16 protein-coding genes are annotated in these 26,672 nt (G+C 58.0%); 5 read left to right on the top strand and 11 right to left on the bottom strand.

Annotated elements, in window-relative coordinates:
- Positions 1-24: 24 nt before the first annotated feature.
- Genes addA through tsaE form a run of 3 tightly spaced genes read right to left on the bottom strand, consistent with a single transcriptional unit; the run spans position 25 to position 7,060 of the window.
- Positions 25-3,582, bottom strand: coding sequence for a double-strand break repair helicase AddA (gene addA, locus ABDK75_RS12510; RefSeq protein WP_346006035.1), 3,558 nt, complete (start codon positions 3,580-3,582; stop codon positions 25-27).
- Entirely contained in the window at positions 3,579-6,614 is a 3,036-nt protein-coding gene (gene addB, locus ABDK75_RS12515) for a double-strand break repair protein AddB (RefSeq protein ID WP_346006036.1), read from the bottom strand. Before addB ends, addA begins: the two co-directional genes overlap by 4 nt.
- On the bottom strand, positions 6,611-7,060 hold the full coding sequence (gene tsaE / locus ABDK75_RS12520; protein ID WP_339406096.1) for a tRNA (adenosine(37)-N6)-threonylcarbamoyltransferase complex ATPase subunit type 1 TsaE: 450 nt from the start codon (positions 7,058-7,060) through the stop codon (positions 6,611-6,613). Before tsaE ends, addB begins: the two co-directional genes overlap by 4 nt.
- Positions 7,061-7,300: 240 nt before the next feature.
- On the opposite strand from tsaE, the gene ABDK75_RS12525 reads away from it, so the two are divergent.
- Entirely contained in the window at positions 7,301-12,574 is a 5,274-nt protein-coding gene (locus ABDK75_RS12525; protein WP_346006037.1) for a Hint domain-containing protein, read from the top strand.
- A gap of 7 nt (positions 12,575-12,581) precedes the next feature.
- On the opposite strand, the gene ABDK75_RS12530 is transcribed toward ABDK75_RS12525, so the two are convergent.
- Positions 12,582-13,649: a glycosyltransferase family 4 protein gene (locus tag ABDK75_RS12530; protein WP_346006038.1), complete on the bottom strand. Its 1,068-nt coding sequence runs from the start codon at positions 13,647-13,649 to the stop codon at positions 12,582-12,584.
- 46 nt (positions 13,650-13,695) lie between these two features.
- On the opposite strand from ABDK75_RS12530, the gene ABDK75_RS12535 reads away from it, so the two are divergent.
- Together ABDK75_RS12535 and ABDK75_RS12540 are read left to right on the top strand one after the other, a co-directional pair.
- Complete coding sequence (locus ABDK75_RS12535) at positions 13,696-14,718, top strand: NAD(P)/FAD-dependent oxidoreductase (protein WP_202206227.1); 1,023 nt, start codon at positions 13,696-13,698, stop codon at positions 14,716-14,718.
- Positions 14,719-14,815: 97 nt separating this feature from the next.
- Entirely contained in the window at positions 14,816-16,069 is a 1,254-nt protein-coding gene (locus ABDK75_RS12540) for a D-amino acid dehydrogenase (RefSeq protein ID WP_046900180.1), read from the top strand.
- A gap of 105 nt (positions 16,070-16,174) precedes the next feature.
- On the opposite strand, the gene ABDK75_RS12545 is transcribed toward ABDK75_RS12540, so the two are convergent.
- The 3 genes from ABDK75_RS12545 to typA form a co-directional block, all read right to left on the bottom strand.
- Positions 16,175-18,280: a tetratricopeptide repeat protein gene (locus ABDK75_RS12545; RefSeq protein ID WP_346006039.1), complete on the bottom strand. Its 2,106-nt coding sequence runs from the start codon at positions 18,278-18,280 to the stop codon at positions 16,175-16,177.
- 149 nt (positions 18,281-18,429) lie between these two features.
- A complete protein-coding gene (locus ABDK75_RS12550; RefSeq protein ID WP_046900907.1) occupies positions 18,430-18,729 on the bottom strand; it encodes a hypothetical protein in 300 nt (99 codons plus the stop codon).
- A gap of 275 nt (positions 18,730-19,004) precedes the next feature.
- Complete coding sequence (gene typA, locus ABDK75_RS12555; protein WP_086634249.1) at positions 19,005-20,825, bottom strand: translational GTPase TypA; 1,821 nt, start codon at positions 20,823-20,825, stop codon at positions 19,005-19,007.
- Positions 20,826-20,996: 171 nt separating this feature from the next.
- Here typA and queF point away from each other — a divergent pair, with 171 nt between their 5' ends.
- A complete protein-coding gene (gene queF / locus ABDK75_RS12560; RefSeq protein ID WP_046900909.1) occupies positions 20,997-21,485 on the top strand; it encodes a preQ(1) synthase in 489 nt (162 codons plus the stop codon).
- Positions 21,486-21,488: 3 nt separating this feature from the next.
- Complete coding sequence (locus tag ABDK75_RS12565; protein WP_346006040.1) at positions 21,489-22,304, top strand: AAC(3) family N-acetyltransferase; 816 nt, start codon at positions 21,489-21,491, stop codon at positions 22,302-22,304.
- Here ABDK75_RS12565 and ABDK75_RS12570 read toward each other — a convergent pair.
- From ABDK75_RS12570 to ABDK75_RS12585, 4 genes are read right to left on the bottom strand one after another with little or no spacing between them, the layout of a single operon-like run.
- Positions 22,294-23,850 (bottom strand): PepSY-associated TM helix domain-containing protein, encoded by a 1,557-nt coding sequence (locus tag ABDK75_RS12570; RefSeq protein ID WP_346006041.1) that lies wholly within the window; start codon positions 23,848-23,850, stop codon positions 22,294-22,296. The two genes, ABDK75_RS12565 and ABDK75_RS12570, sit on opposite strands and share 11 nt — an antisense overlap.
- Positions 23,847-24,155 carry a hypothetical protein gene (locus ABDK75_RS12575; protein ID WP_346006042.1) on the bottom strand — a complete coding sequence of 103 codons (309 nt, stop codon included), beginning with the start codon at positions 24,153-24,155 and terminating at the stop codon, positions 23,847-23,849. The genes ABDK75_RS12570 and ABDK75_RS12575 overlap by 4 nt, the downstream gene beginning before the upstream one ends.
- On the bottom strand, positions 24,152-24,424 hold the full coding sequence (locus tag ABDK75_RS12580) for a hypothetical protein (protein ID WP_346006043.1): 273 nt from the start codon (positions 24,422-24,424) through the stop codon (positions 24,152-24,154). The genes ABDK75_RS12575 and ABDK75_RS12580 overlap by 4 nt, the downstream gene beginning before the upstream one ends.
- 7 nt (positions 24,425-24,431) lie before the next feature.
- The gene (locus tag ABDK75_RS12585; protein ID WP_346006044.1) at positions 24,432-26,633 is read right to left on the bottom strand and encodes a TonB-dependent siderophore receptor; all 2,202 of its coding nucleotides are present in this window, start codon (positions 26,631-26,633) and stop codon (positions 24,432-24,434) included.
- Positions 26,634-26,672 lie beyond the last annotated feature (39 nt).

Genomic DNA, 26,672 nt, shown 5'->3' on the forward strand with positions numbered 1-26,672 from the left:
GACTGCAAGAGCCTGCCCATTAAATCAAGACCCCTCCAGTACACGATCCAGAAGCTCATCTGGAAGGACCATCACAGAGGGCCCCTCCGTCCAGACCAGCGAGCAGTGAATGGCAAAATCGGGGTGCAGTTGCTGGAGAACAGCCCGATAGGCCGCCATCTGTCGCACATAGGCCACGGGTGTGCGCTCAACGCGAATCGGGGGAGTACGGTTCGTTTTGTAATCGCAGATCCAGATTTCTCCGTCGCCGATCCACAGACGATCCACCTGCCCCAGAACCACGCGCGCCTCACTGATGCCCGATATTGGCTGCTCTGCCCTGCTACCTGCCTGAAACAGAGGTGCGAGATTCGGATGATGCAGGACGCCCATGACCTGATCCGTCAGACGCTCGACCTCGTTCTCTGTCAGCCCGAGCGCAGGTCTGGAGAGCCAGCGGGTTGCGAGCGCAAGCCGGTCTTCGGAAGGCGCTTCCGGCAAAAGCTGAAGCAGGCGATGGATCATCGTGCCGCGCCGCATGGCCTGTTCCCGGACGGGCTTTGGCCTCCCCGCCAGAAGTTCCAGTGGGGAGCGGGCTGCGGGCACTTCGCCAAACTCCGCGCCATCCGGCCGGCTCGGCGCCAGAGGCCGGGTCAAGGCGTCTTCCATCGGTGCAACATCCGCGCGCCAGTCGGGCGCACGACCTAGCCAGACCGGCAAGTCCAGCATGGGCGCGATGATTTGCGGCGCGGCATCGGGCGCAGGAGCCACGCTCCGCTCTTCTTCCAGAACCAGACGGTCTCCGTCCCACCCCAGTCCCAGCGGTTCGGATCGCGCATTGGCGAGCGTTTCGAACCCGGCCTGACACTGACGATACCAGCTCGTGTCTTCCGGCTGACGTTTCGTGGAGGCTCCGCAGATCACCAGCCAGTCACTGGCGCGCGTCAGAGCTACGTAGAGCAGACGGTTGTTTTCCGCCCGCGCCTTCTCTGCATCCCGGGCAGACAAGGCGGTCGTGACATCCGTTCCGGCATCTTTCTTTGGCACCCAGATCGGAAGGTCCAGCCCGGCGGCTTCTTCCCATAGGAAGTCTCCACTGGCTGGCGCACGGGACAACGTATCCGGCATCACGACCAAACGGGCCTGCAATCCCTTCGATCCATGCACAGTCATGACGCGGACAGCCCCGGTCTCGCTTTCCGCTTCGCGCTTACTGGTGATCTCGCTGGCTTCCAGCCAATGCAGAAACCCCTGAAGTGAAGGGGGGTGCAGTCCTTCGTAGCGCAGGGCAGCGGTCAGCAGTTCGTCCACCGGTTCAGCCGCTTCAGGCCCGAGACGACGCAGCAGTCTTGTGCGCCCACCATGTGGGCCAAGGGCTTCGGCCAGCAGGCGGTACGGCGTGGCATAATCCACCCGTGCATAAAGCGCGGACAGCATCGTCCATGCCGCCTGCCACTCCGCACGCTCCCGATGACGTTCCCTCAAGACAGTCCAGAGCGGCTGGCCTTTCGGGCCAAGGGCGTGAGCGCGACCGTCTTTTGTCGCCAGCGCCATCAGGGAGTCATCACTCAGCCCACCGAGTGGGGAGGTCAGCACTGCCGCCAGCGTCAGGTCGTCCTGTGGCAGAAGCAGTGCAGCACAGAGCGTCATGAGATCGCGAACGGCCACCTGCTGCGTCAGACCAACACGGACCAGTGTCGCCACCGGCACATTTCGCGATTTTAGTGCCCGGATCAAAGACCGCAGGAAGGACGAACGGCGCGGCACGAGAATCAGAACATCGCCCGCTTTCAAAGGCGCCTGTCCCGGTTGCGGCGAACGACCAATCTGTTGATCAATCCACCCGGCAAGCGCCTCCGCCAGACGCTGCGGCGCACTGCGCTGGCCGGTATTGGCTTTCGGAGCCTGCCAGGGCGTCAGACCTTCATCATCATCCTCGCCTTCCAGCACAGGGACGAGCGGCCAGAGTTCAACGCGCCCACCCTGCCCCGGACGTGCGGATACATGGGGAAGAAGCGTCTCCTGCCCCTGCTCCAGCAGGCCATGTGCGGCATTCAGCTGAGAAAAGACCGCGTCCACAAAAGACAGAACGGGCGTGACGGAGCGGAACGAGACGTTCAGATCCGGATCACGCCACGGCAGACCCGCATTCTGAACGCGGCGTGCAAACTCGGCTCTCCAGCTATGAAACTGTTCAGGGTCAGCGCCCTGAAAACCATAAATGGACTGTTTGTAGTCGCCGACCGCGAACACGGTGCGGGGTCTCGGCCCCTGTTCCCATGCACCCTCACCGGAAAAGAACTCGGATGTCAGAGCCCCGGCGATTTCCCACTGAAGCCCGGAATTGTCCTGCACCTCATCCAGCAGCAGATGGTCGATACCGCCATCCAGCTTGTAGAGCACCCAGGCCGCACCTGGATCTTCCAGCAGGTTCCGCGTTTCCTGAATAAGGTCGTTGTAATCCACCAGTCCACGCGCGGCCTTGCCCTCTCGGAAGCTGGACAGCATCGGCGCGGCAAGGGACAGAAGCGCACGGTTCAGGGAAAGAAGCACGGCACGCTTAATGCTCTCGGTCAGGTCCAGCAGGCGCTGGCCTTCCTCTTCCAAGAGCGGCACGATCTCAGGAACGGCGTCCTGTGCTTTCTTGCTGACGATGCGGTTCATCTGCCGCACGGTGCCCTTGTCCGTCAGCAGACATTTGCTCCAGACGGGGGCCGAACGGTCTTCCAACTGAGTCCCAAGCCACAGAAGCATCTGCTCCACAGTGGGCTTCGCAGCGGCCGTGACAACGCCGAGCGCCGCCTGAAGTCCGGCCCGCAATTCCGCTTCCTTGCGAGGCTTACAGATCAACCCTTCCAGATCAGACGCAGCCTCCTGCCCGGCTTTCAGGGCTCCCCGATAGGCGCTCAGCACAGCATCCGGCAGCATCTGCCAACGATCCAGCAGGGGACGGACGCGACTTTCTTGCATGTTCAGAGCGCGGATCCGCTGGAAGAACCGATCAATCCCGATGGTCCCCGCCACTTCAGCCACGATTTTCGGAGCCTTGGCGAGTTCATCTTCCATGGCCTCACGCAACGCCAGCGTCGTATCTGTGTCTTCCATCAGGGTGAAATGCGGATCGACGGAGGCTTCAAGCGGGAAACGACGCAGAAGAGACTGACAGAACGCATGGATCGTCTCGATCCGCAGACCGCCCGGCAGGTCCAGAACCTTCAGGAACAGCGCCCGGGCCGCACGACGCGTCTCGTCCGTGTTGGGAACACGTAATTTCTCAAGTTCCCGGCCCAGACGCTCATCCGGGAGCGACACCCATTCACCAAGCCGGGACTGGAGACGATTGGCCATCTCGGCGGCGGCGGCTTTGGTGTAGGTCAAGCACAGGATGCGGGACGGATTTGCCCCTTCGACCAACACAATCGACCCATCATCTGCTTCTACTTCAAGGGGCAGCATCAGACGAAGAAGGCGGTCAATCAGCAGCTTGGTCTTGCCCGATCCGGCAGACGCGGACACGAAGACGGACGCCATCGGATCAGACGCGGCAAGCTGGGTGCGATCAGCTTCCGCAATGACGTCAGCGCGGTTGCGCGTCTCGCTCATGAATCGTCTCCTTCAGCATAGGCCGCGCGCCATTCATCCACCCGTGCCAACTGCGCGTAATCCGTGTAGCGTGGCACATGCCCGGCCCAGGGCTGGGAGCGATAGGGTTGATCAGGCTGGTCATACTCATCAATGAGGCCGCGTAATTTTTCCATGGCCTCACCAATCAGGGCAGCCGCATCAAGGCTGGATTTCCGGCTCGGGACTTCGCTCTCTTTCCCCGGATCATCGCCGCCGGTCAGATGCCAGTACAGAAGCTGTTTCGTTTCGGCAGCCGGAACGCCTTCGAAAGCGCCCTTGGCCAGCAATGCCCCTTCCAGAACAAGCTGAACGGACCATCCACCTTCCACGGCTTTGCCGGTGGGCGGAGAGCCGGTCTTGTAATCGAAGATCGTCGCCTTGCCGTCTTCATCAACATCAATGCGGTCCGCCCTACCGCGCAGTTCGAACGGTGCACGTGCAGCTTCGATCTTGAACGACGCAGACACTTCCATATGCCGCGCGACGGCGTGTTCCTGTTCTCGACGGGTCCGCTCCTGTACGGCCACCCAGTCCGCGATGCGCTCCAGCCTTGGGCTCCACCAACTGACCAGCGCAGGTCGCATATTGGCCTTGGCCAGCTCTTCTGCAAACGCGCGCTTCAGGGATGAGGCTACGTTCTGCGGCCAACGATCCGGATAGTCCTTGAGAACGCGATCCATGGCCTCATGCACGATCATGCCGAAATCAGCATGTTCAGCGCCTTCTTCAAGCGGCTTGAACGCCTTCAGCTTCAGAACATGCTTGGCGTAAATGGCATACGGGTCCTGCATCCATGTTTCGATCTCCGTGATGCTCAGACGACGCGGACGGAGTGCCACAGGTGGCCTTGGCTCAGGGGGGGCTACGGTTTCCGCACCATCCAGCGGCTGATCCATAGCCTTTTGCCATTCAAGCGCGGGATGCACAGGCAGCTTCTGCCCTCGCCCGCCCAGGAATGCTTCCATTCGCACCATCCAGCGGGCGGGCACACCCGGTGCACCGTCACGCCGGGCGGAACTGGAAAACACAACCTCTCCAGCGGCCAGCACGGTTGAGACGAAATCATGAGCGCTGATGCCGATCTGTCGTTCGGGAGATGGCAGACCAACACGCGTCCGCATCGGGCGGCTCAACCATGGCCCCGGATCTGTTGCAGGCGGCCAGACCGTTTCGTTTAATCCACCCAGAACAACCACATCGAACGCCAGCAGACGCGCTTCGAGCACACCGAGAATGGTGACACGCGGATGGGCCAGTTCCACACCGCCCCGATGCGCACGCAGGCCCGTTAGCATCTGCCCGGCCATAGATGTATTCAAAAAGGAATCCAGATGCGCCAGCCTTTGGGGAGGCAGGATGCCGGTATGCTGGATCAAAGCGGCCAAGTGGCGGGACAGCGCCTCACCATCGTCCCCCATCCAAAGGCGCCCGCCCGGATGCAGTCCTTCTTCGGGCTCTGCGGTCAGTTCTGTTTCGGTCGCGGCCAAGGCTTCGGCGGTATGAATCAAGGCTTCCAGCAATTCAGGGAGTGGAACCGCGCCAGACAGGCCAAGCAAAGGCTCGAAAGCGGCTTCAATCCGGGCGATGAATGCCGCTGGTCCTTCCGGCTCATCAGGAGCATCCGCGCTTGCCCCATGGTCCGGATCACGCTGGTTCTGAATATAAGTCTCAAGCGCCGCCTTAAGACCTGCAATCCCCGGTGCGGGAGCGGGTCCACGCAACAACAGACGCTCTAGCCGACGGGCCGAGGCGTGACAGTTACCCGGTGTTCGCCCAAGAGATGCCAAAGGGTGCTTCAGAACAGAAAGCAGAGCCACCGGGGAAAGCTGAGCCTCGGCTGCCGTGGCGATCAGGCGCAGGAAGACGGCGGCTGGCGTCTGCGCCAGAGGCTCACCGGCACTGTCATCGGCATAAATCCCGAACCGCAAAAGTTCGGTCCCGACGCGCTGGGCCAGACTGCGATCTGGCGTCACAAGCGCACAGGTCTGACCGGGGACGGACACCACATTGCGAAGGATCAATGCAATGGACTGCGCTTCCTGCTGCTGATCCTGTGCGGGCAGCAGAGACAGGCCTGAAATATTACGCGGGTTCAGATCCCGCCCCCAGGCCGTAATCCCCTGTTCCGGCAGCATGACGCCACGCATCAGACGCTCTCTGGCCCGGTCCCTGCCGCCGTCCCAGTCCGTTAGATCCTCGCGTGTCAGCCCCAGATCCGTAAGAATTTCCCTGAGACCTGCCTGTGGGTGTGACGCAGGAAGCGCGTCCCACATTGCCTGAGGCAGGTCCAGATCAACACCCGGCAGAATCACAAGACCAGCTGGTAACGTCGCCACCGCCGCCAGCACATCTGAAACCGCTGCGGACCCATCCGCGAACCCGACCGCCCAAACGGGCGTATGGGGTGGGACATGCTGCCACGCTGCCGCCTGCGCTTTCAGACGCGCAACCTGACGGGCAACGGGGTTCGATAGACCTTCTTCCTCCAGCCATTTTGGCCAGATCGTAGTTACGATTTCCAGAAATTTCAGCGTCTGCTGCCAGTGTTCTGAAAAACGTTCCTCCACAGCATCCGGCAGGCTTTTCGCCAGATCGACACCACTGCGCTCGGCCTCATCCATCAGGTCCGCCAGCGCCTTGGCGAGAGGCCATGCCCGATCAATGCCTTTGGTTTTGTCCACTCCGACACTGACAATAGGCGTTTGCAGGATCAGCATGGACAACACGGCAAGCCGTCTCTGCGGCTCAAGCGCAGGAGGCAGCGAGACATCAATCCCGATGGACGCCAATGCCTCCTCATCCACGTCATTGATCGCAACGATGCGCGGCAGAAGGGATGCCTTGCCATCCAGCACGCGCAGGAACGCTTCCATCAACGCACGCCCGGCACGACGGCTCGGCACGAGCAGCAGGCCCGGACCGTCCGTTCTGGCAGCGGGGTCCTGTTTCAGCCATTCATGAGCGACCCGATCCAGAAATGGTTCGGTACCGGCAATCGTCACAACGGTCATAGCGCAATCCCGCTCAGGCGCTCGTTCGGCCAGCCGGTTAGCTCTGCAAACCGTTCGTCCTCTGTCGCGCCAGAGGTGAGCGTCAGATGCAGCGCATTGGCAGGGAGGAGATCTTCAGCGCGCTCTGGCCATTCCACCAGCATGATGCCTTCACAGGCTTCATCCCAAGCCAGTTCATACAGCGCATCCGGCCCATCCAGCCGCCATAGGTCATAATGGAAAACAGGCCCGGCAGACGTGTCATAAGGCTGAACCAGTGCAAAGCTCGGGCTTGGAACTTCCATCTGCGGATCACGGGCCAAAACCCGCAGAAATGCCCGCGCAAAGGTAGTTTTCCCGGCCCCCAGACCGCCTGACAGGGCAATGCAATCGCCCGGAGCGCACAGCCCGGCGATTCGGGCGGCAAGATGTTCGGTCGAGGACTGATCGGGAAGACGTATCTGCATCCCCGCAATGTGACGCCGCACGCCTCATCCATCAAGCGGTGGATGTTCTGCTTTCTGACAACACGGCATTGCTCGTCACAAGCATAAGACATGACACAAAACGAAATAAAGTGAACGTTTTGTGATTATTTGAAAAATTCAAACAATCCTTATTGACTCTTTATTACATACACAGAGAAATGGTTTTTAACCTTTCAGTAACCATTCTGAACAAGACCATTCCAATCAGGGTATTTACCGATGACGTCCAATCTTCTGATCAATGAATTCATGTTCAACCCAAGTGCATCGGGAGATCCGAACGAATTTATTGAAGTCAAAGGGGACGCCGACACAGATTACAGTGAATGGTCACTGATCGTTGTTGATGGTGACGGCAGCGTTGCGGGAAAAATTGACAACGTTTTTCAGCTCGGAACAACAAACAGCGCTGGCTACTGGGTGACGCCATACCAGACGAATGCTTTGCAGAACGGCACGCAAACTGTCCTTTTGGTCAAGAATTTCACCGGCAAGGCTGGCGATGATCTCGATACCGCCAATGGTGGGACGTTCACCTCCACGCCCTGGTCTGAAATTGGAGATACCATTGCTGTTTCAGACGGTGGCAGCGGTGATCCGACCTATGCTGGCGCTCCGGTTCTGACAGGCAAACTGATTGCCGGCGCCTCCCGCATTCCTGATGGAACGGACACAAACAGCGCCTCCGACTGGGCGATTGATGACCCCTCACTGGCTGGTATCGAAGGCTACGTAACCACTGCCGCTGCAGGAACGGTTCTGGTCACACCAGGAGCCGCCAATGACGGGAGCGCTACAGGCGGTTCAGGAACAGGCACCAACACAGGTGGCTCTGATACCGGTACGGGAGGCTCTACGGGCTCCGATACCGGGAGTGGCACTGGCACCGGATCGGAAACAGGCGGAAGCTCGTCTGGCGGAACCAGCACCACGCCCCAAACCCTGACGATCCAGCAGATCAATGGCGTCGGCTATTACAGCCCGTATGCGGGTGCCAGCGTTACAACTACTGGCGTCGTCACGGCAATCGATACGAATGGCAGCATCGGCTTCTGGGTTCAGCAGGCCAGCAAAGACAAGGACAGCATCGGCAGCACGGGCATCTTTGTCTATGCGGGCAAGACAGCCACCCTTCCGACCGTGGGTGAAACCGTTACCATTACCGGCACCGTCACGAACTACTCCGGCACCTCTTGGAGCAAATCCCTCACGCTGCCAGAGATCAATCTGGTCTCTTACACCGATACGGGCGCGACCTACGCAGAGATTGCTCCGACGGTCATTGGTCAGGGTGGCCTGACGGTTCCAGCCGCATCTTACCTCGGAGACCTTGAGCAGGCGATCGATCTTAACAAGAGCACGGCGTCTCTAAGCCCCGATACGAACGCTCTTGATTTCTATCGTAACCTCATCGGTCAGGTCATTACCCTGCATGATGTCGTAGCGACCGGCGCCACCGCGTCCAATGCCACATGGGTCGTGCCTGATAATGGTAATGGCCTCCTGACACCCACCGGTGCGCTTCAAAGCACCGAGAGCAGCATCAATACCCAGCGCGTCGAAATCTATTACGACAGCGGTGTCACCCCTGGCTCTGCCATCAGTGCCGAGGTGGGAGACAAGCTTGGCGATATCACAGGTGTTCTAACCTATTACAACGGCGTTTATGAACTGATCCCGACCACACAGGTCACGGTCATTCACACGGAAACGCCTGCGCCGGTCACGACTTTCCACAAGGACGAGCAGAATCTTCTCGTCAGTGACTATAACATCGAGAATTTCAACGCTCTTGATCCGGCCAATGCAGACCGTCTGGCGCAGGTTGCCAAGATCATCGTGCAGAACCTCGATAATCCTGACGTTTTAGCCATTCAAGAAATCCAAGACGACAGTGGCACAACCAGCGATGGTACGGTTAGCGCCGAGCAAAACCTCGCAGCGCTGGTCAAGGCAATCGCAGATGCAGGCGGCCCAACGTATTCCTGGGCTCAGGTTGATCCTGCCAATAACACGCAGGGCGGCGTCACGGGCGGCAACATCCGTAGCGTGTTCCTGTACAACGCAGACCGCGTCACGCTGAAAGAACCCGTTACCACCATTGGCAGTGAGGAACTGAGCGGCACGTTCAAGAATACCCGCCTGCCACTGGTTGGAACCTTCGAGTTCAACGGGAAGGATGTCACGCTCATCAACGTGCATCTGTCCTCCCAGGCTGGAAGTTCGGAGCTTTATGGCGCGACCCAGCCACCGGTAAACCATGGCGGCACGACGGCGACGGTTAACAACCGTATCGCGCAAGCCCAGTACATCACGAACTACGTCCAGAACCAGCTTTCGAACGATCCGACCGCCAAGATCGGCATCCTCGGAGACTTCAATGACGTAGCGTGGAGCGACGCCAATCAGGTCTATACCAACGCTGGCCTGACGGACATGGAAACCAAGGAAGACGCGAGCAACCGCTACACCTACATCTACGAAGGTAACGCTCAGTCCCTCGATCACACCATCGGCACGGACGGGTTCGCCAATGCAGGCCAGTTCCAGACCCTGCATATCAACACAGGGCAGCTGGATGGTGAATCGGATCACGATCCGTCCCTGACCCTGCTGGAAATGACAGATTACAGCGCCACAAGCGGCGCAGCTCTGTCCGATGTTGCTCTGACGAACAGTCAGACCGCTGCCGTTCACAGCGGAAGCACAGCCTCGAACATCAGCGTTGGTGATGGCAGCCGTCTGGCACTTTATGCCGGCAGCACGACCAAGAATATCCATCTTGCCAGTGGTGCAAAAGTGGATCTACCGGAACTCGCCTGGTCCAGCAGCACAACAGCAACACTCACCGATCCTTCCACGCTGGAAATTTCCAACGGCACAGACACCTATACGATTGCTCTCGACAGCGATTACGCCGCTGATTTCTTCACGGTTCAGTCTGACAGTACAGGCGGCACACTCCTGCTGGCCGAAGGGACGCCCTGCTACTGCCGTGGCACGCTCATCCTGACGAACCGCGGGGAAATTCCCGTCGAGCAGCTTGAAATCGGTGACCTAGTTCAGACCCGCTCGAACGGTCTGCGGGCTATTCACTGGATCGGTCGCCGCAGCTATTCGGGTACGTTCGCCAATGGCAACCGCGACATCCTGCCAGTCATTTTCCGGAGCGGTTCTCTGGGCAACAATCTGCCCCAGCAGGACCTGTCCGTTTCGCCGCTCCACGCCATGTATCTGGACGGGGTCCTGATCCCCGCAGTCGCCCTGGTCAATGGCACGAGCATCCTTCAGGCAGAACGCATGGATGAGGTGGCTTATTTCCACATTGAGCTGGAAAGCCACGACGTTATCTTCGCGAACGGTGCAGAATCTGAAACCTTTGTAGACGACAGCTCTCGCGGCATGTTCCACAATGCCTCTGAGTATGATGCGCTCTATCCTGCAGCAGCGCAGGCTCAGGCCCGCTATTGCGCACCGCGTGTTGAAGAAGGCGCTCAACTAGCCACTATCCGGACGCGCCTGAACGCTCTTTCGACGAAAACACGTGTGGCAACGGGCGCTCTGGAAGGCTTCCTAGACGTCGTAACCCACACCCATATTGAAGGATGGGCACGCGTTCCGGGCAGCACTGACGCCGTTCGTCTTCAGATCCTTGATAATGGGGTTGTTCTCGGCGAAGTCACTACGTCAACGGCAAGGCCAGATGTTGGTGGAGCCTGTGGCTTCCGATTTGACATTCCAGGCGGTCTGTCTCCGCTGGATCGTCACGTTCTGGAAGTGCGTCGCGCCACCGATCATGCTCCCCTCGGCAACACGCCCTGGATGATGGACCAGATGGAGCAAAAAATTCCACAGGCTGTTCTATCACCGTCGCCAGTGGCCCCTCTGGATGGCTTCATCGACATCGCTACACGCAATCGCATCTCCGGCTGGGCGACGAACCCTGCTGACTCCGAAGATGTCGTGACGCTGCAGATTGTCGATAACGGTGTGGTTCTCGCTTCCATCGTGGCGAACGGTCGCCGCCCCGATGTTGCCAAGAGCGGACGGCCCCTGCTCTGCGGCTTCGATGTGATCCTGCCCGGCGGCCTCTCCCCCCTCACACGCCATGTTCTGGAAGTGCGTCGGGAAGAGGACGGTGCACTTCTGGGCACGCCACAGGTTCTGGAACCCGTAACGGCCTTCGACGCGGATATGGAGCAGACTGTAGCCCGCGCTGTGTCTGCCGCCGCTGACGAACAGTCTGGCGATCAGGTTCTGTCCTTCCTCCTCGGGCAGGTGGAAAAACTCCGACAGTCCCGTGCGCTGGCCGTGAGTGGTCTGGCAGAACAGTCTCTTCATGCCACGCGCCGTCGCCGGGGAATGCCCACGAAGGCCACCACGCAACGCAAGCGCGCACTCGTCATTGACAGTCTTCGCCCCGATGCCAAGCGGGATGCAGGGTCGCAGGCGATCCTGTCTCACATGATGGCCCTCGAAACTCTGGGATATGACGTCTGTTTCGTAGCCGCTGACCAAATGTACATGACCGCACCTCTGGACTCACTGCCGAGTGTAAAGGTGCAGGGACTCCCGTTCTTTGCGTCCGTCGAAGACGTTCTACGTCGCCAGTTGAACAGCTTCGACGTCGTGTATCTGCACCGTGAAGATATCGCGACGCGCTACATGGCACTCGTCCGCCGTAACCAACAAAAAGCCTACGTCCTCTACAGCGTCGCAGACCTTCACTTCTTGCGTCTGGCACGTCAGGCTGCAGTGCAGGGCCGACCGGAACTGATGGCGAAGGCCAATCAGGTTCGTGTGGCGGAATACCGTGCAGCTCTCCAAGCGGATGCTGTCCTGACGCACTCCGAAGCAGAAGCGGCCCAGCTTAGAAAAGATCTGCCGCAAGCCATTGTGCATGTGGTTCCATGGGCAACACCTGCGGCCAGCACATCGTCCACAAGCCACGACAGAAACGGCCTACTGTTCATTGGTAACTACGCACATGCCCCAAACAGCGATGCCGTGCAGTGGCTGGTGCATGACATCATGCCCGCAGTGTGGGCCATGGATCCGACCATTACCTGCACTCTGGTTGGGGCAGAGATGCCAGACAGCATCCATGCTCTGGCCAGCGATCGCATCCGGGTTCTTGGTCATGTCCAGAACCTGGACAGCGTGCTGAACCAAGCGCGCCTCAGTGTCGCTCCTCTCCGGTTCGGGGCAGGCATCAAGGGTAAGGTGCTGGAAAGCCTATCTGCGGGCGTGCCCTGCATCATGACGCCCGTGGCCGCAGAAGGACTGGCGCTTCCGGACAGTCTGCGTGGCCTCGTCCAGTCCACCACCCAAGACATGGCCCAACAGATTGTGGCGCTACACGCCGCCAGAACCCTGTCTGGCATCATTGAAGCCGGACAGACATACACGAGCGTCACATTCTCTGAAGACGCTGTGACAACGGCACTAGGTATTGCACTTGAGCGGAAAGTAACGCTTCAGGCAGCAGGCTGAAGAAAGGTCAGGACTGACCCAGGAGAGCCATCCATCGATCCACGATGGGGCCTTCCTGAAATTCCAGTGCTTTAAGGCGGGCCATGTCAGACATGGCCCGCCTTTTTTCATTCTGCTCCATCAGAGCCAGAATAGCTTCAGCGAGACCAATATGATCTTCTGGTGGCACGAGAATTCCTGTTTCCTCTGGCACAACCACTTCCGCCGGGCCAGTTTCGCAATCGAAAGCCACCACTGGCACTCCCGCTGAGGCAGCCTCAAGCAGAACCATCGGCAGCCCTTCGTAGCGCGATGAGCACACGTAAAGCGCGGCCTGCCGGTAATCGTCGTCAAGATGAGGGGTCGCGGGTGCAATCGTCACGCGCTTCAGGCACGCCGCCTGTTGCAGAAGCATGAGCCGTTCCGGTCCGTCTCCACGAAGAAGCAGGGACCAGCCTGCTCCACGTTGATCGGCTTCTATAATCGCCCAGGCTTTCAGAAGGAGATCATAGCCTTTCTGAGCGGTCAGCCGACCTGCCGTCAAAACAAAACGAGAAGTCTGCGCATAAGCTGTCTGCCAGACCCGGGGGGCCATATTCGGAATAACTGACAGAGACGCTTTGAGGGATAGTCCTGCCTGCCAGAGCGCTTTGTCACGCGCCGTCAGGACCACCACATCATCAGCCCATCGTGCCGCAATCTGCCGCCCCCAGACCCGTTTGCGACGCCCCAGCGCAATGTTGAAATTGAAGTGCTCCCACACGATGCACCGACACCCAGCCAGACGGGCCGCAGCCACGCCATACAGAGCATGTGTGGCTTCCACGACAATTAGTGTGTCGATGCAGTGACGCTTCAGATAGCGCACCAGTTTCCCAACAATTCGTGGCCAGGAGTTGAAAATTTTTACCGGCTTTTCAAACAGGGATTTTACGGGAATTCTGTCATCCAGCGGAAAGACGGGCGGGCCGTTTCCCACCAGTTCCAGCAGATGAACCGTCACATCCCGCTGAACAAGCCCGTTCATCACCGCGCAGGCAGAGCGCTCGGTTCCGCCTGTTGCATTAATATGTTGGATGACAAAGGCGCACCGCATGCGGGATGGTCTACCCCATTCAACTCAAAACGCCTAAGAAACAGATATGACGATTTCACCTCAAACCCTCTCCACCGACGTCGCGATTGTTGGCGCCGGTCCGACCGCCCTCTTTGCAGCTTTTGAATGCGGAATGCTCAAACTGAGCTGCGTCCTGATTGACGCGCTCGACAGCATTGGCGGTCAGTGCGCGGCGCTATACCCGGAAAAGCCGATCTATGACATTCCGGCGCACCCTTCCATTGAGGGCGGCGCACTCATCGAAGCGCTGGATCAGCAGATTGCACCGTTCGACGTTCCACGTCTGCTTGGCTCCCGCGTGGAAACCCTGACGGGCCACCGTGGAGATTTCACGCTCACCACAGCACGTGGCGACACCGTGAAAGCCAAGGCTGTCATCATCGCCGCTGGTGCTGGCGCATTCGGTCCGAACCGTCCACCACTAGACGGACTGGAAGCGTACGAGCGCACAGGGGCAGTTCAGTACTACGTCAAGAAGCGTGCTGATTTCGCCGGCAAGAAAATTGTCGTTGCCGGTGGTGGCGATTCTGCTCTGGATTGGGCGCTGTCGCTTTCAGATGTTGCAGAGCACATTTATCTGCTGCATCGCCGAGACCGCTTCCGCGGTGCCCCGGAAACACTGTCCCGTATCGACGATCAGATCAAAGCAGGCCGCATTGAGAAAGTTGTCCCGTACCAGCTCCATGCGCTGCACGGTACGGACGGCCAGCTTTCTGCGGTGGAAGTCACCACTCTGGCTGGCGAATCCCGCCACCTGGATGCTGACACGCTCCTGCCGTTCTATGGCCTTTCCACGGATCTCGGCCCGATCGCGCTTTGGGGTCTGGACACGCATCGCAACACGGTTCCGGTCACCCCGGCGACCTTGGAAAGCAGCACACCTGGCATTTTCGCCATCGGCGATGTGGCAACCTATCCTGGTAAGCTTAAATTAATTCTTCAGGGATTTTCTGAAGGTGCGATGGCAGTTCATGCCATTCACGCCATAGTTCATCCGGATACAGCCCTGCACTTCGAATATTCCACCAGCAAGGGCGTTCCGGGCTGAAAAGCCGGGGGTAGACAACCGTTTCCGCTGGTGCTGATCTGATCGGTACCAAATCGAAAATACGGTTTTCTACCAATCGGAAAGCAGCAGAACTGTCATGAAAATCATCGTCATGGGCGCCGGCGTCATCGGCGTGACAACCGCCTGGTATCTTGCTCAGGAAGGTCATGAAGTTGAGGTTATTGACCGGCAGCCTGGCGTAGGGCTTGAAACGTCCTTCGCCAACGCCGGTCAGGTCTCCCCTGGTTATTCGACACCATGGGCCATGCCTGGTCTGCCGTTCAAAGTCGCCAAATGGATGACCAGCAAACACAGCCCGCTGATCATCCGCCCGCGCTTCGACACAGCCATGTTCCGCTTCATGGGTGAGCTGCTCGCGAACTGTTCGGAAAAAGCTTACGACATTAACAAGAGCCGTATGCTTCGGATTGCGGAGTATGCCCGCGATAAAATCGACGCCCTGCGCGACGAAACCGGCATCACGTATGATGGTGACCAAAAGGGTCTGATCCAGCTTTTCCGGACGGATGCCCAGGTCGAACACGCAGCCGAGGACATGCGTCTTCTGGCAGAAAGTGGCGTGGATCATCAGCTTCTGAACGTCGATGAAATCATTGCTCATGAGCCGGGTCTTGCCCATGCCCGCCATCGCCTGCGCGGTGGCCTCCGCCTTCCAGGCGATCAGACGGGTGATGCGCATCTCTTTACACGTCGTCTCGCTGCCATGGCCGAGCAGAAGGGTGTGAAGTTCCGTCTTGGCACCACGATTGAAGCCATCGAAGCGGCTGACAAATCCATCGTGAGCATTCGTACCAGCGCTGGGCGCCTGACAGCAGATGCGTATGTGCTGGCTCTTGGCAGCTACTCCCCGCGCCTGATGAAGCCGCTGGAGCTGCGTCTGCCGATCTATCCGGTCAAGGGATACTCCCTGACTATGCCAATCACAGACGAGAGCCGTGCGCCGGTATCCACGGTGAATGACGAAACGTACAAGGTTGCCATCACGCGCCTCGGGGATCGCATCCGCATTGGCGGCACGGCCGAACTGACTGGCTTCAGCCTGCGCCTCAGCCCGGACCGTCGTGAAACGCTGGAACTATCCTTCAACGAGATGTACGGCGGCGGCGACCTCTCTGCCGCCCGTTACTGGACAGGCCTGCGTCCCTGCACGCCAGATGGCACACCCATCGTCGGACCAGCTCCGCGCTACGGCAATCTATGGCTTAACACCGGTCACGGCACGCTTGGCTGGACGATGGCAGCGGGCTCCGGCCAGATCGTTGCAGACCAGATCTCTGGCCGACAGACAGCCATCCCGTCACTGGATCTCTCTCTCGACCGCTATCTGTAAAACAATGCTGCTATCAGCTTTATAAAGGCTGATAGCAGCATTCATTCTCTGGCGGACCGATCTGACGTGATCTGCCAGAACCAACTTTCAGCTATACTCTTCCGCTCAGGCGGACAGAAAAGCCTGAACGTCCTCTGCGGACACTGTGCCTTCGTGCTCAAGCAGCTCCTGCTTGCCACCAACATGATGGGGCATCACCATCAACGGCGTTCCGTCATCCATGAAGCGAATACGCAACGTCTCCCAATCTGGTGCTACAAACTGCCTGTAAGCCTGCACTAAAGCGCACTGGTCGATACACCAGTTGGTCGGATTATCCGGATTGTAGGCAATTTGAAGATAATTATGCAGGAAACGGGCGATGTCGGGCACTTTCTCCGCATTCCCAAAGTAGGAGATGCCAGCCCCAAAACCCCACGGCTCTCCAAAGAACTGATGCCCGGCCTTATCATATGCATAAAGGCGGAAGCCATAATCTGCCGTGGCTTTCATCTCTTCCCAGAGTGTCAAAAAGTCTGACGGAAAGTAGCCGTCGCAGTCTGCAGTAATGACCGGACAGCTCCAGCGCTCGGCAATTTCCGGAAAAATCAGATATCGAATGGCCGTATAAGTTGCACCGTCGCGGTAGGTCAGCGGGCCATGCGCGAAGGTGAAATCAAGCCCATAATCATGCACTGACAAGGCACTGACTATCTCTTCCAACCAGTCCAACTGTTCATTCGTCGGGCTATCGATACCCAGACATAGCCGGATGCGACCACCCTTCGATCGGGCCATGCACACTTTCAGCAAAGACAGCACTAGCTTGGGAATGAACTGGAAGTATCCAGTATCACATCCGAAAATCAGACAAAGCTCTGGCTGAACGTCCTCCTGCTCCGGAAGAACACTGGACCTCCAAGTCCACCCCGATGTTCCAAGACGGTCTTCCACGACTTTGTTTTCAAGGCCTGCAACTTCATTTTCAGGCAGCCACGAAAACACACCGCAATTATAGTGAATTGGCATGATCCCGGTTTCGATGGCTTGGGTCTTGGCCTCGCTATAATGCCTGTCTGCGACAGCTCGATCCCCGGACAGCCACGCGTCATGCCCCAAACAAATCTCGCTCCAGTAACGGATGCCATTACATGTCTGCTCATGCCGCAAGAGCGCCAGGCCACGGTCTCGGCCTTTACTGAAACAGGACTGCTCAAACATCAGACTGTAGGCCTGCACCACATCCTGATTATTTATTGTGGCCAACTTCTGGGGGAGCATCAGGAAGTCAAAAAGAGGATCGAAGCCACTTCCTGAAACCTGTTGCATCAGTTCCGGGAGAAGAAGAAGCATGTTTTCTCCTTCTGCCATTCTGGTCTCAAGATACCCAAATTGCTTGAGTATGCTCGGATCAGGGAACTGCTGTGCAAGCGCCTGAGACAGGTGCGCTGTCGCGGCAGCATGATCTCCCATCCGCTCCGACAGAATGGCCTGAAAGTAGATGAGATCAGGACGTTCATCATACAGTCGGGCACATTTCAAAAATTCCTGGGCAAAATCCCATCGCCCCTGCTCTGCGCACATCAACGCCAGATACAGAATATGAATACTTTCGTGCGGAGCGACGGAAACTTTAAGAATTTGCCTATTCAGCCATTCAGTTTCTGATGTTGAATCAGTACCCATGAGACTCTCAGACAGGGCATTCAACAGTTGAGATAAGACTTTGGGCGGGCACGCTTCCAAGATCCAGACGGTCTCTTCGCCTTCAGTTTCCAAGAGAACGATGTCATCTTCTCTTGTGGCCATCAGAGTTTCGAGAGGCCATGCCTGCTCCCCAATTACGAGAGAAAATTCACGAATATATGGGAGGTGCAAAGACCCGTTCCCCATAGACCATCTGCGCGACAGCAGAGCATGAAGGACAGGAATGAGAGATACCCGGATTGGAAGAAAGCTCTCCCAGTCCATGTGATGCCCCGTCCAGTCCAGATCCATGGAATTTCGGCTGGAGAGAAACTCTGTCCCCATCCTCAGAACACACAAAGGCCGTGTTGTGTCAGGCAGCGCGCAAAGCACGAGCCCAGACCGGGCAGGTGTCACTTCATAGCCGTCCTCTACCAGAACTGGTGTGACCACTTTTAGCAAGACGTCTGCAAAGGATGCTGTGCAGAGGCAGGCTTCCCTGCTGGCAAGCAGTGTTCCATGCCAAGACAGAAGATAAGAAGTCATGAAATCCAAATCCGGAAAATTGACGGGACGATAATCTTGAACGCAACAAGTCTGGGGTAACCGTACAGTAAAAACAAAAAAAGCGGGACCAGCCTGCGCCGATCCCGCTTTCCTCTACTTACTACCCGGAAAAACCGGGTAAGCCGCCATTAGTTGGACGGTGCTGCTTCATCCGTTGTGGAGGCAGCAGCGGCAGCCTTCTTGTGCTTCTTGTGGTGGTGCTTCTTGTGATGATGCTTCTTCGTGGTGCTCGTCTTGTCAGACGTTGCGGCATCCGTGGATGCAGCTTCCGGAGCGGCGGCAGGCGCAGCCGGTTCTGCTGGCGCGGCAGGAGCCGTTGGAGCAGGCGTTGCTTCGACCGGAGCAGACACTGGATCAGCGAAAGCCGGAGCAGCTGTCAGGGCCAGAGCAGAAACGGCGGCGATTAGGGAACGATTGAAAAGGCGCATCTGAGAACGAAGCTCCAGAGAACTGAAAAACGGACCACATTTCAGAAAATTCGAAGTGGCCATGCTTTGAAATTAGCACCAGTGCGCGTCTTCGTCGTGCATTAACTTTATGAAATTTCAGGGGGATAGAGGTTCCTCTTCGCAAAGACGCCTCAATTCCGCCAAAGTCCCGTCGAGGACTTCCTGATTTCTTGCCTCTCGACTCTCAGCCATAAAAAAACGCGCACCGGAAACCCGGTGCGCGTTCTTTAAAATCTATTCCCTGATGGGAAAGATCAGCTTTCGCGGCTCTTGGAAGCGCGCTTACGCTCGTTCGGATCCAGGTAACGCTTACGGATACGAATGGCAGACGGCGTCACTTCAACCAGCTCATCGTCTTCAATGTAGGCGATGGCCTGCTCAAGGCTCATACGGCGCGGCGGCGTCAGAAGCAGGGCTTCGTCCTTGCCGGATGCACGCATGTTGGTCAGCTTCTTTTCACGGACCGCATTGATGTCCAGATCATTCTCGCGGGAGTGCTCACCCAGGATCATGCCTGTGTAAATCTTCTCGCCAGCGTCCACAAACATCGTGCCACGATCCTGAAGGGCAAACAGCGCGTACTGCGTTGTCTGACCGTCTTCAGCGGAGATCAGCGAGCCGTTACGACGGCCTTCGATCGTGCCGACATATGGCAGATAACCATGGAACAGACGGTTCATGAGGCCCGTACCGCGCGTGTCGGTCAGGAACTCACCATGATAGCCGATCAGGCCACGGGACGGGATCAGGAACGTCAGACGAACCTTGCCACCACCGGACGGACGCATGTCCTGCATCACACCCTTACGCAGGGACATCTTCTCGACGACAACGCCAGAATACGGCTCGTCAACGTCGACCAGAACTTCTTCGAACGGCTCTTCACGATCACCGGTCTCTTCGTTTTCACGGAAAAGAACGCGCGGACGACCGATCGTCAGCTCAAAGCCTTCACGGCGCATCTGCTCGATCAGAACGCCAAGCTGAAGTTCACCACGACCGGCAACTTCAAAAGCTTCGCTTTCCGGGCTTTCCGTCACCTTAATGGCCACGTTGCCTTCGGTTTCCTTGAAGAGACGGTCACGGATCTGACGGGACGTAACCTTCTTACCTTCACGGCCACCCAGCGGACCATCGTTGATGCGGAAGGTCATGGACAGGGTCGGCGGATCAACCGGGCGGGACGGCAGCGGCTCGCTGATGGACGGATCAGCAATCGTATCCGGAATCGTTGCTTCGGACAGACCAGCAACGGCCACGATGTCACCGGCTTCGGCTTCATCAACCGGCACGCGGTCCAGACCACGGAAAGACAGCAGCTTGGTCAGGCGGCCGGTTTCAACAACCGTTCCGTCCGGACGCAGCACGCGAACCGGCATGTTCACCTTCGCACGGCCCTGATCGATACGACCCGTCAGGATACGGCCAAGGAAGTTGTCGCTCTCAAGGATGGTTGCAACCATGCCGAAAGGCGCATCCTTGTCGACGTTTGGCGTCGGGACGTGGCGCAGAACCAGATCGAACAGCGGGGACAGGTCCTTCTTCGGTCCGTCCAGCTCAAGATCAGCCCAGCCCTGACGGCCGGAAGCGTACAGCATCGGGAAGTCGAGCTGGTGCTCGTCAGCGCCCAGGGATGCGAACAGATCAAAGATTTCTTCGTGCACTTCGTCCGGACGTGCGTCGCTACGGTCGATCTTGTTCACGACCACGATCGGGCGGATGCCACGGGCCAGAGCCTTGCCCAGAACGAACTTCGTCTGCGGCAGAGCGCCTTCAGCGGCGTCAACAAGGATGATCGCGCCATCCACCATGCTCAGAATACGCTCGACTTCGCCACCGAAGTCAGCATGGCCCGGCGTATCAATGATGTTGATACGCGAGTCTTTCCAGACAACGGACGTGCACTTGGCAAGAATGGTGATGCCACGCTCGCGTTCGAGGTCATTGCTGTCCATCGCGCGATCAGCAACGTGCTGGTTCTCGCGGAAAGAGCCGGACTGCTTGAGGAGCGCGTCAACCAGCGTGGTTTTGCCATGATCGACGTGCGCGATGATGGCGATGTTACGGATTTCCATTTGGTCTTCCAGACGGTGCATCGAAGATGAGAATTTGCGCCGTCTTCTGCACCGAATCCCGCGAATATGCAAACTCTGTCGCAGTCTTTTCGTAAAGGGGCCGGGTTGAGTGAGGCGCAAAGCTGGTCCACATCTTCGGAAAACACAGTCTTTCCGCGAGAAGAATCCACCATGTCTGACCATCATCCAACCGGGCCTTCCGCCCCGGGAACTGACGCCCTGAGCCAGCTTGGCCGTAACACGCCTGCCGCAAACAGCCCGGAAGAAGCCGTTCTGGAGCGTGTGCCCTCCCCTCATCAGGGTCGCAAATACGTCGTACGCTTCACGGCCCCGGAGTTCACATCTCTTTGCCCCGTGACGGGCCAGCCGGACTTCGCGCATATCGTCATCGATTACATCCCGAGCAAATGGATCGTGGAGAGCAAGTCTCTCAAGCTGTACCTGACCAGCTTCCGCAACCACGGTGCTTTCCACGAGGATTGCTCCGTTGCGATTGCCGAACGCCTTGTCGAACTGCTCGATCCGGAATGGCTGCGCATCGGAGCCTACTGGTACCCACGCGGCGGCATCCCAATCGATGTCTTCTGGCAGACAGGTGAACCGCCAGCAGGCGTCTGGATTCCCTCACAGGACGTTCCCGGCTATCGGGGCCGTGGCTGAGACATGACTGAAGCGGCTGCCATCGCCCGTGCCCGCGGTCCTGTCACCCAGGCACGGCTGGCGGTTGATTTCAGACGGATTGGCCTTGAACCCGGCATGACGGTTCTGGTTCATGCGGCCATGAGCCGTATTGGCTGGATCTGTGGCGGGGCAAGAAGTGTTATTGAGGCTCTTCTTCAGGTTGTGGGGCCGGAAGGCACGATCGTCATGCCTGCGCAGTCTTCGGACCTGAGCGATCCCGCCGGATGGTGTGATCCACCCGTTCCACAGACCTGGTGGGACACCATTCGGGCCAGCATGCCTGCGTTCGATCCCCGCACAACCTCCACGCGGGGCGTTGGCACAGTTGCCGAGACCTTCCGCACGTGGTCTGGGACGCTCCGAAGCCTGCATCCGCAGGTGTCCTTTACAGCCCGGGGTCCACGCGCTGCAGACATCCTCTCCAGCCAGCCTCTTGAAGACCCGTTTGGCGTTGTTTCGCCTCTCGCGGCTCTGAACCAGTGCGGCGCTTACGTGCTGATGATCGGCACAGGCTGGGAAACCTGTACGGCACTTCATCTGGCGGAACGCCTCTCAGATCCGCACGGTCCCACATTTGAAGATGGAACTGCTCTGCTGGTGGATGCGGAACGTCGTTGGGTCCGGTTCCGCATGCCGCAAACGAATGTGGAGCGCTTTCCGGCCGTAGGGGCAAAACTGGATGGGCAGGCCATGCTGCAACATGGCCATGTTGGAGCGGCCCCCTCGCGGCTATTTCCAGTCGCTCAGGCCGTTGATACGGCCGTGGAAATGTGGAGCTTACCGCCCCTTATGACGTAACCGGGATGCGTATTTCAGCCCCCCTGTGCGGGCTCTTCCTGAGGGCCAGCACAATGAGAACCACTCCATAAACAAGCGCCACACCATCCACACTCGCAGCCAAGGACGTAACCTCTCCCGACGTCAGAGAGCGTGTCATGTCCGTCAGGGGGATCAGCAGGGTCAGCACGCCAGCCGCAGTTAGAAGGGGACGAAGACTTTTCGTTCCGCCCCAACACGCAGCGACAGTGAGGCAGATGAAAAAGACCGCGTAAAACAGGGCCTCAGCTGCCTGGTAGTGGCCACCCTCTGGCAAGAAAGGCGCGGCAGCAAGAACTGCGGATACACTGCTGATGCAGCCAATCATGCAGCCTGTTGTCAGAGCCGAGAGGCAGCGCGTTCCAAAGCTGTCTTCCGTCAAACCCGCCGAGCGGTCACGACGCCTGCGTGATGAGATCCAGAGCTGATTGCCTGAGTAAAACAGGAATGCTCCACCAAATCCCAAAACGGCATAGCCCCATCGGATCAGCCACCCTCCGTAAGTCCCGAAATGCAGAGCATAGATCAATGTGAGGGCTTGGAATGCCGGCTTCTGATGGTTAGGCAGAAAATCAGTTGAGATCAGGCGCCCTGTGTAAGGATTGACCTCGCCATATCCACCATCCGGTCGCCGGCTGATCTGTGCCGCATCCTGTACCGTTACGTGCAAAGACAGCTTCCCGCCCCGGCTGGAATAGGCCAGCGTGTCCGGCTCAAGCCCTGGAACCTGCTTTCGGAAGGCATCGACAATCGCCAGTGGCTCAAGAAGTGCCTGAGGCCGGTCACCCTGGTGCGAGTGATTTTTCTGAGGCGGATGTGCGGACACTGCTGGCAGAAACAGGGTTTTTTCCAACGCCATGATGGGCTGATGAAATGCAAACCCGGCAGCCGTTGCAGCCATCACGATGTGAAACGGCAGGGAGCAAACACCCAGCAACGTATGGAAATCGAGCCACATGCGGCGCAGATTTTCGGTCAGTCTGACGGCAAAGAGATTGCGGACCAGAGAGGGCAGCAGAACAATCGTGCCCGACACGAGAGCCACAGCATACAAAAGCGCCACAATCCCCATGATGAGGCGCCCATATTCCCGGTTCAGGGGAAGGCCTATTCTTTGATGCAGGATGTTGAGGAAATACCCGACCTGCGAGGGTGTTCTCGTCTGGGTAACGAGTGTGCCATCTGCGGCCAGACCTGCATAAACTGTCCGTGCAGGCCCATGGTCCCTGTCTGACGAGACAACCCACATGAGGCTCGATGGACTGGTCTCATCCGGATGCAAAACCACAGTATGGTTGGCAATCATGGACGGATCTGCCGTCTCGGCCTTCTGCACCAGTTCGGACAGGCGATCAGCCGGAACCGGGGCTGGCAACGTAGCTGTGCGAGAGGCCCAGTTCCCCAGCGGCAATTCAAACATCGTCATGCCGCCTGCGTAAAAGGCGATGAACAGGAACAGCCCTGCCATAATGCCCACCCAGCTATGAACATTCCGGTAAAGCCGGACGACATCCCCGCGAATCTTCATGCCATGACACCATGCAGAAGGAAAAACAGGACCCACACCACGGCATTGACGAGAACCAGCGTCAGCCATGCCTGACGGGGTGAGCGGAACAGGAAAGAAAATGCCACCACGAGCCCCCAGACGGGCCCGGGAAACCAGCGCAAAATCTGGGATGCTGCGGTTTTAAGCTGGGCATCGGCGTGAAACAGCAGCCCCAGGATGCCCATCAGACCGATCGCCAGCGCCGCGCCGAGTATCAGTCCAGCCAACACCTTCCCGATCCATCCTTTGCCATCCAATGGCTTGGGCTGCGTCGTACCACTCACAATGTGCGCCCCTGAGGCCTGAAAATCGCCAGTGTCAGAGGCAGCAGAATACACGCCAGAATCAGCACGGTTCCGACCATCAGCAGTGCGGTCAGAAAATGCATTCTCAGGCTCATCACCCCCACAGCAGCCAACAGGCTGAGCAGCCCCGGCAATAAGCTCTCACGCGGCGAAAGAGAGCGGCGCAGCAGACACTGAGACGGTACAGACAGGTAAAACAGTCCAGCCGCGAGACTTGTCAGGACTACAGAAAGGAGTTCGAACACCACCGGTCGCTCACCAACGATAGGACAGAGTGACGAAGACTGCCCGCCCTGGCGCCCATGCACAAGCAACCGAGCGCGTACATGCGGCGACGTAGTGGCGGTTTGCAATATTGGTGCCGTTGAACTGAATTCCGAAGCGCTGATAATCGATGTGCGCCTGCAAATCCCAGACAAGCTGGCTTGGAACCGTGAAGGTCGCAGGAAGTGCGCCTGCCGTGTTGCCCGTATAGCGCACACCAGCGCCCAAACCCGTCACCCAGTTTCGGGCCAGATGGAAATCACGCTTCAGGAACAGGGATGCCATGTGAGATGGGATGGCCACTGGACGCTGGTTTTTCTGGGCCGCGACGGTCGTTTTCGTGATGCGGGGGTCCTGATAGGTGAAAGACGCCAGCATATCGATCTTGTAGGGGAGTCGACCCACGCCTTCCGCCTCGAAGCCCCGTGTTCTTTGTTCGCCCGTCTGAATGTCATAGGTCGAATCAGCCGGGTCAGTCGTCAGAACATTGCTTTCGACCAGATTGAAGAAGTCAGCCGTTAACATGAAATCTTCGCCCCAGGGCGTGCCATGTGGGGGCTTGTATTTCAGGCCAGCTTCGATCTGCCGTCCGCGTGTCGGCAGAAAAGGCGTGTTCTCACGTGTCGTTCCAACCTGCGGCTGAAAAGACGTTGCATAAGACACATACGGCGCCAGACCGATGGCGGATTTGTAAAGCAACCCAACACGCCCGGTGAAGGCATTGTTCTGCTGAGGGGTCTGCTCCCCCGTCCGATTATTGACCGTCAGGCTTTGCGTGAAATCCTCACGGCCAGAAAGCGTCAGGTAGAAACGATGCCAGTCTGCCTGTTCCTGCGCGTAAAGGCCTGTCTGTGTTTCTGTCTCGTTTGTATTGGTAGTCGTACCGTAGGTCGGCCAGGAAATCGGATTGTAAACGGGATTGTACAGATCAAGAGAGGGCGCTGTCTTTTGCCCGCGACGGAACGCCATGAAGTCACTGCGAAAATCCACACCAACCAGTAACTCATGGTGAACAGACCCCGTCCTGAGCTTCAGGTTTGAGCGCGTATCCAACGTGACATTGTTATAGTTTGAGGATTGCAGCAGAGCCTGTCGTGTCAGAGTTCTCTGGTCAGCAGACAGGGCAACAGCCGTCACATATCGGTATGACGCATCAATATGCGCGTAACGCATGTTCTGACTGATGGTCCAGTTTGGCGTCAGATGACGTGTGAAGCTGTAGCCAATGGAAACCTGGCGCTTTGAGTAAACATCATAGTCTGCATCGCTGTTCAGGAAATTGCGCGCAATATAGCCGTACGGGCTCGCATAAAGCGTTCCGTTTGCGGGAAGAAACTGGGACGTGGAGCCGCCATCGACCTGCTCATAACTGGCAAGGATCGTAAAATCCGTCTTGCTGTCCGGACGCCAGCTGACGGAAGGCGCGACATAAATCTCATTGTTCTTGATGTTTTTGGCATACGTGTCGGATTTTCGGATCAATCCGTTGAAGCGCCACAGGAGTGTCTTGGAGGCGTTCAACGCTCCACCCACATCTGCCGCACCCTGAACACGACTGTAAGACCCGGTCTGGAACGTCACCTGATTCTGCTGATTCAACCGCGGGCGCTTGCTGACAGCATTGATAATGCCGCCAAGCTGTCCCGACCCATATAGCGCGGACGAGGCACCCCGCAGCACGTCCATTTCCTCAAGGCCCCACGGCTCAATGCTGTAGGAAAAAGACGTCGTCGCGTCCGGCGTCCGTGTGCCATCAAGGTAAATATCCGGCGAAAATCCACGGATTGTTCCGAAATAGCCGCGTGGATCATCCTTTGAGCCATAATCGGAAACACCGGCCGCATAGCGAACTGCTTCGGAAATACTCCGGGCGTTCAACATCGTCATGCGAGCCTGCGTAATGACGGTCAGGTTCTGAGGCACGTCTTCAAGTGGCGTGGATGTCTTGGTCGCAGCATTTCCGACAGCCGCTAGCAACCCGACATGACTGCCCTTCACTTCCAGACGTTCTTCTCGTGACAGTTCAGGGGAATGATCCGCATGCCTGGAATGTTCAGCGGCTTTTTCGCGTCCAGAAGGAGGGTGCTGATAATGCCTCGGACGTTCCTTCTCCGGCTCCTGCGCAAGCACCAGACCCGAAGGCAGCCCCAGCAACATCGTTGCACAGGGAATAAGACACGACCGTACCCGCATCACAAAATCTCCGAAAAGCGAGCGCGGAGATAACACTAA

Source organism: Gluconobacter sp. OJA, from assembly GCF_039638325.1.
GTDB lineage: Bacteria > Pseudomonadota > Alphaproteobacteria > Acetobacterales > Acetobacteraceae > Gluconobacter > Gluconobacter cerinus.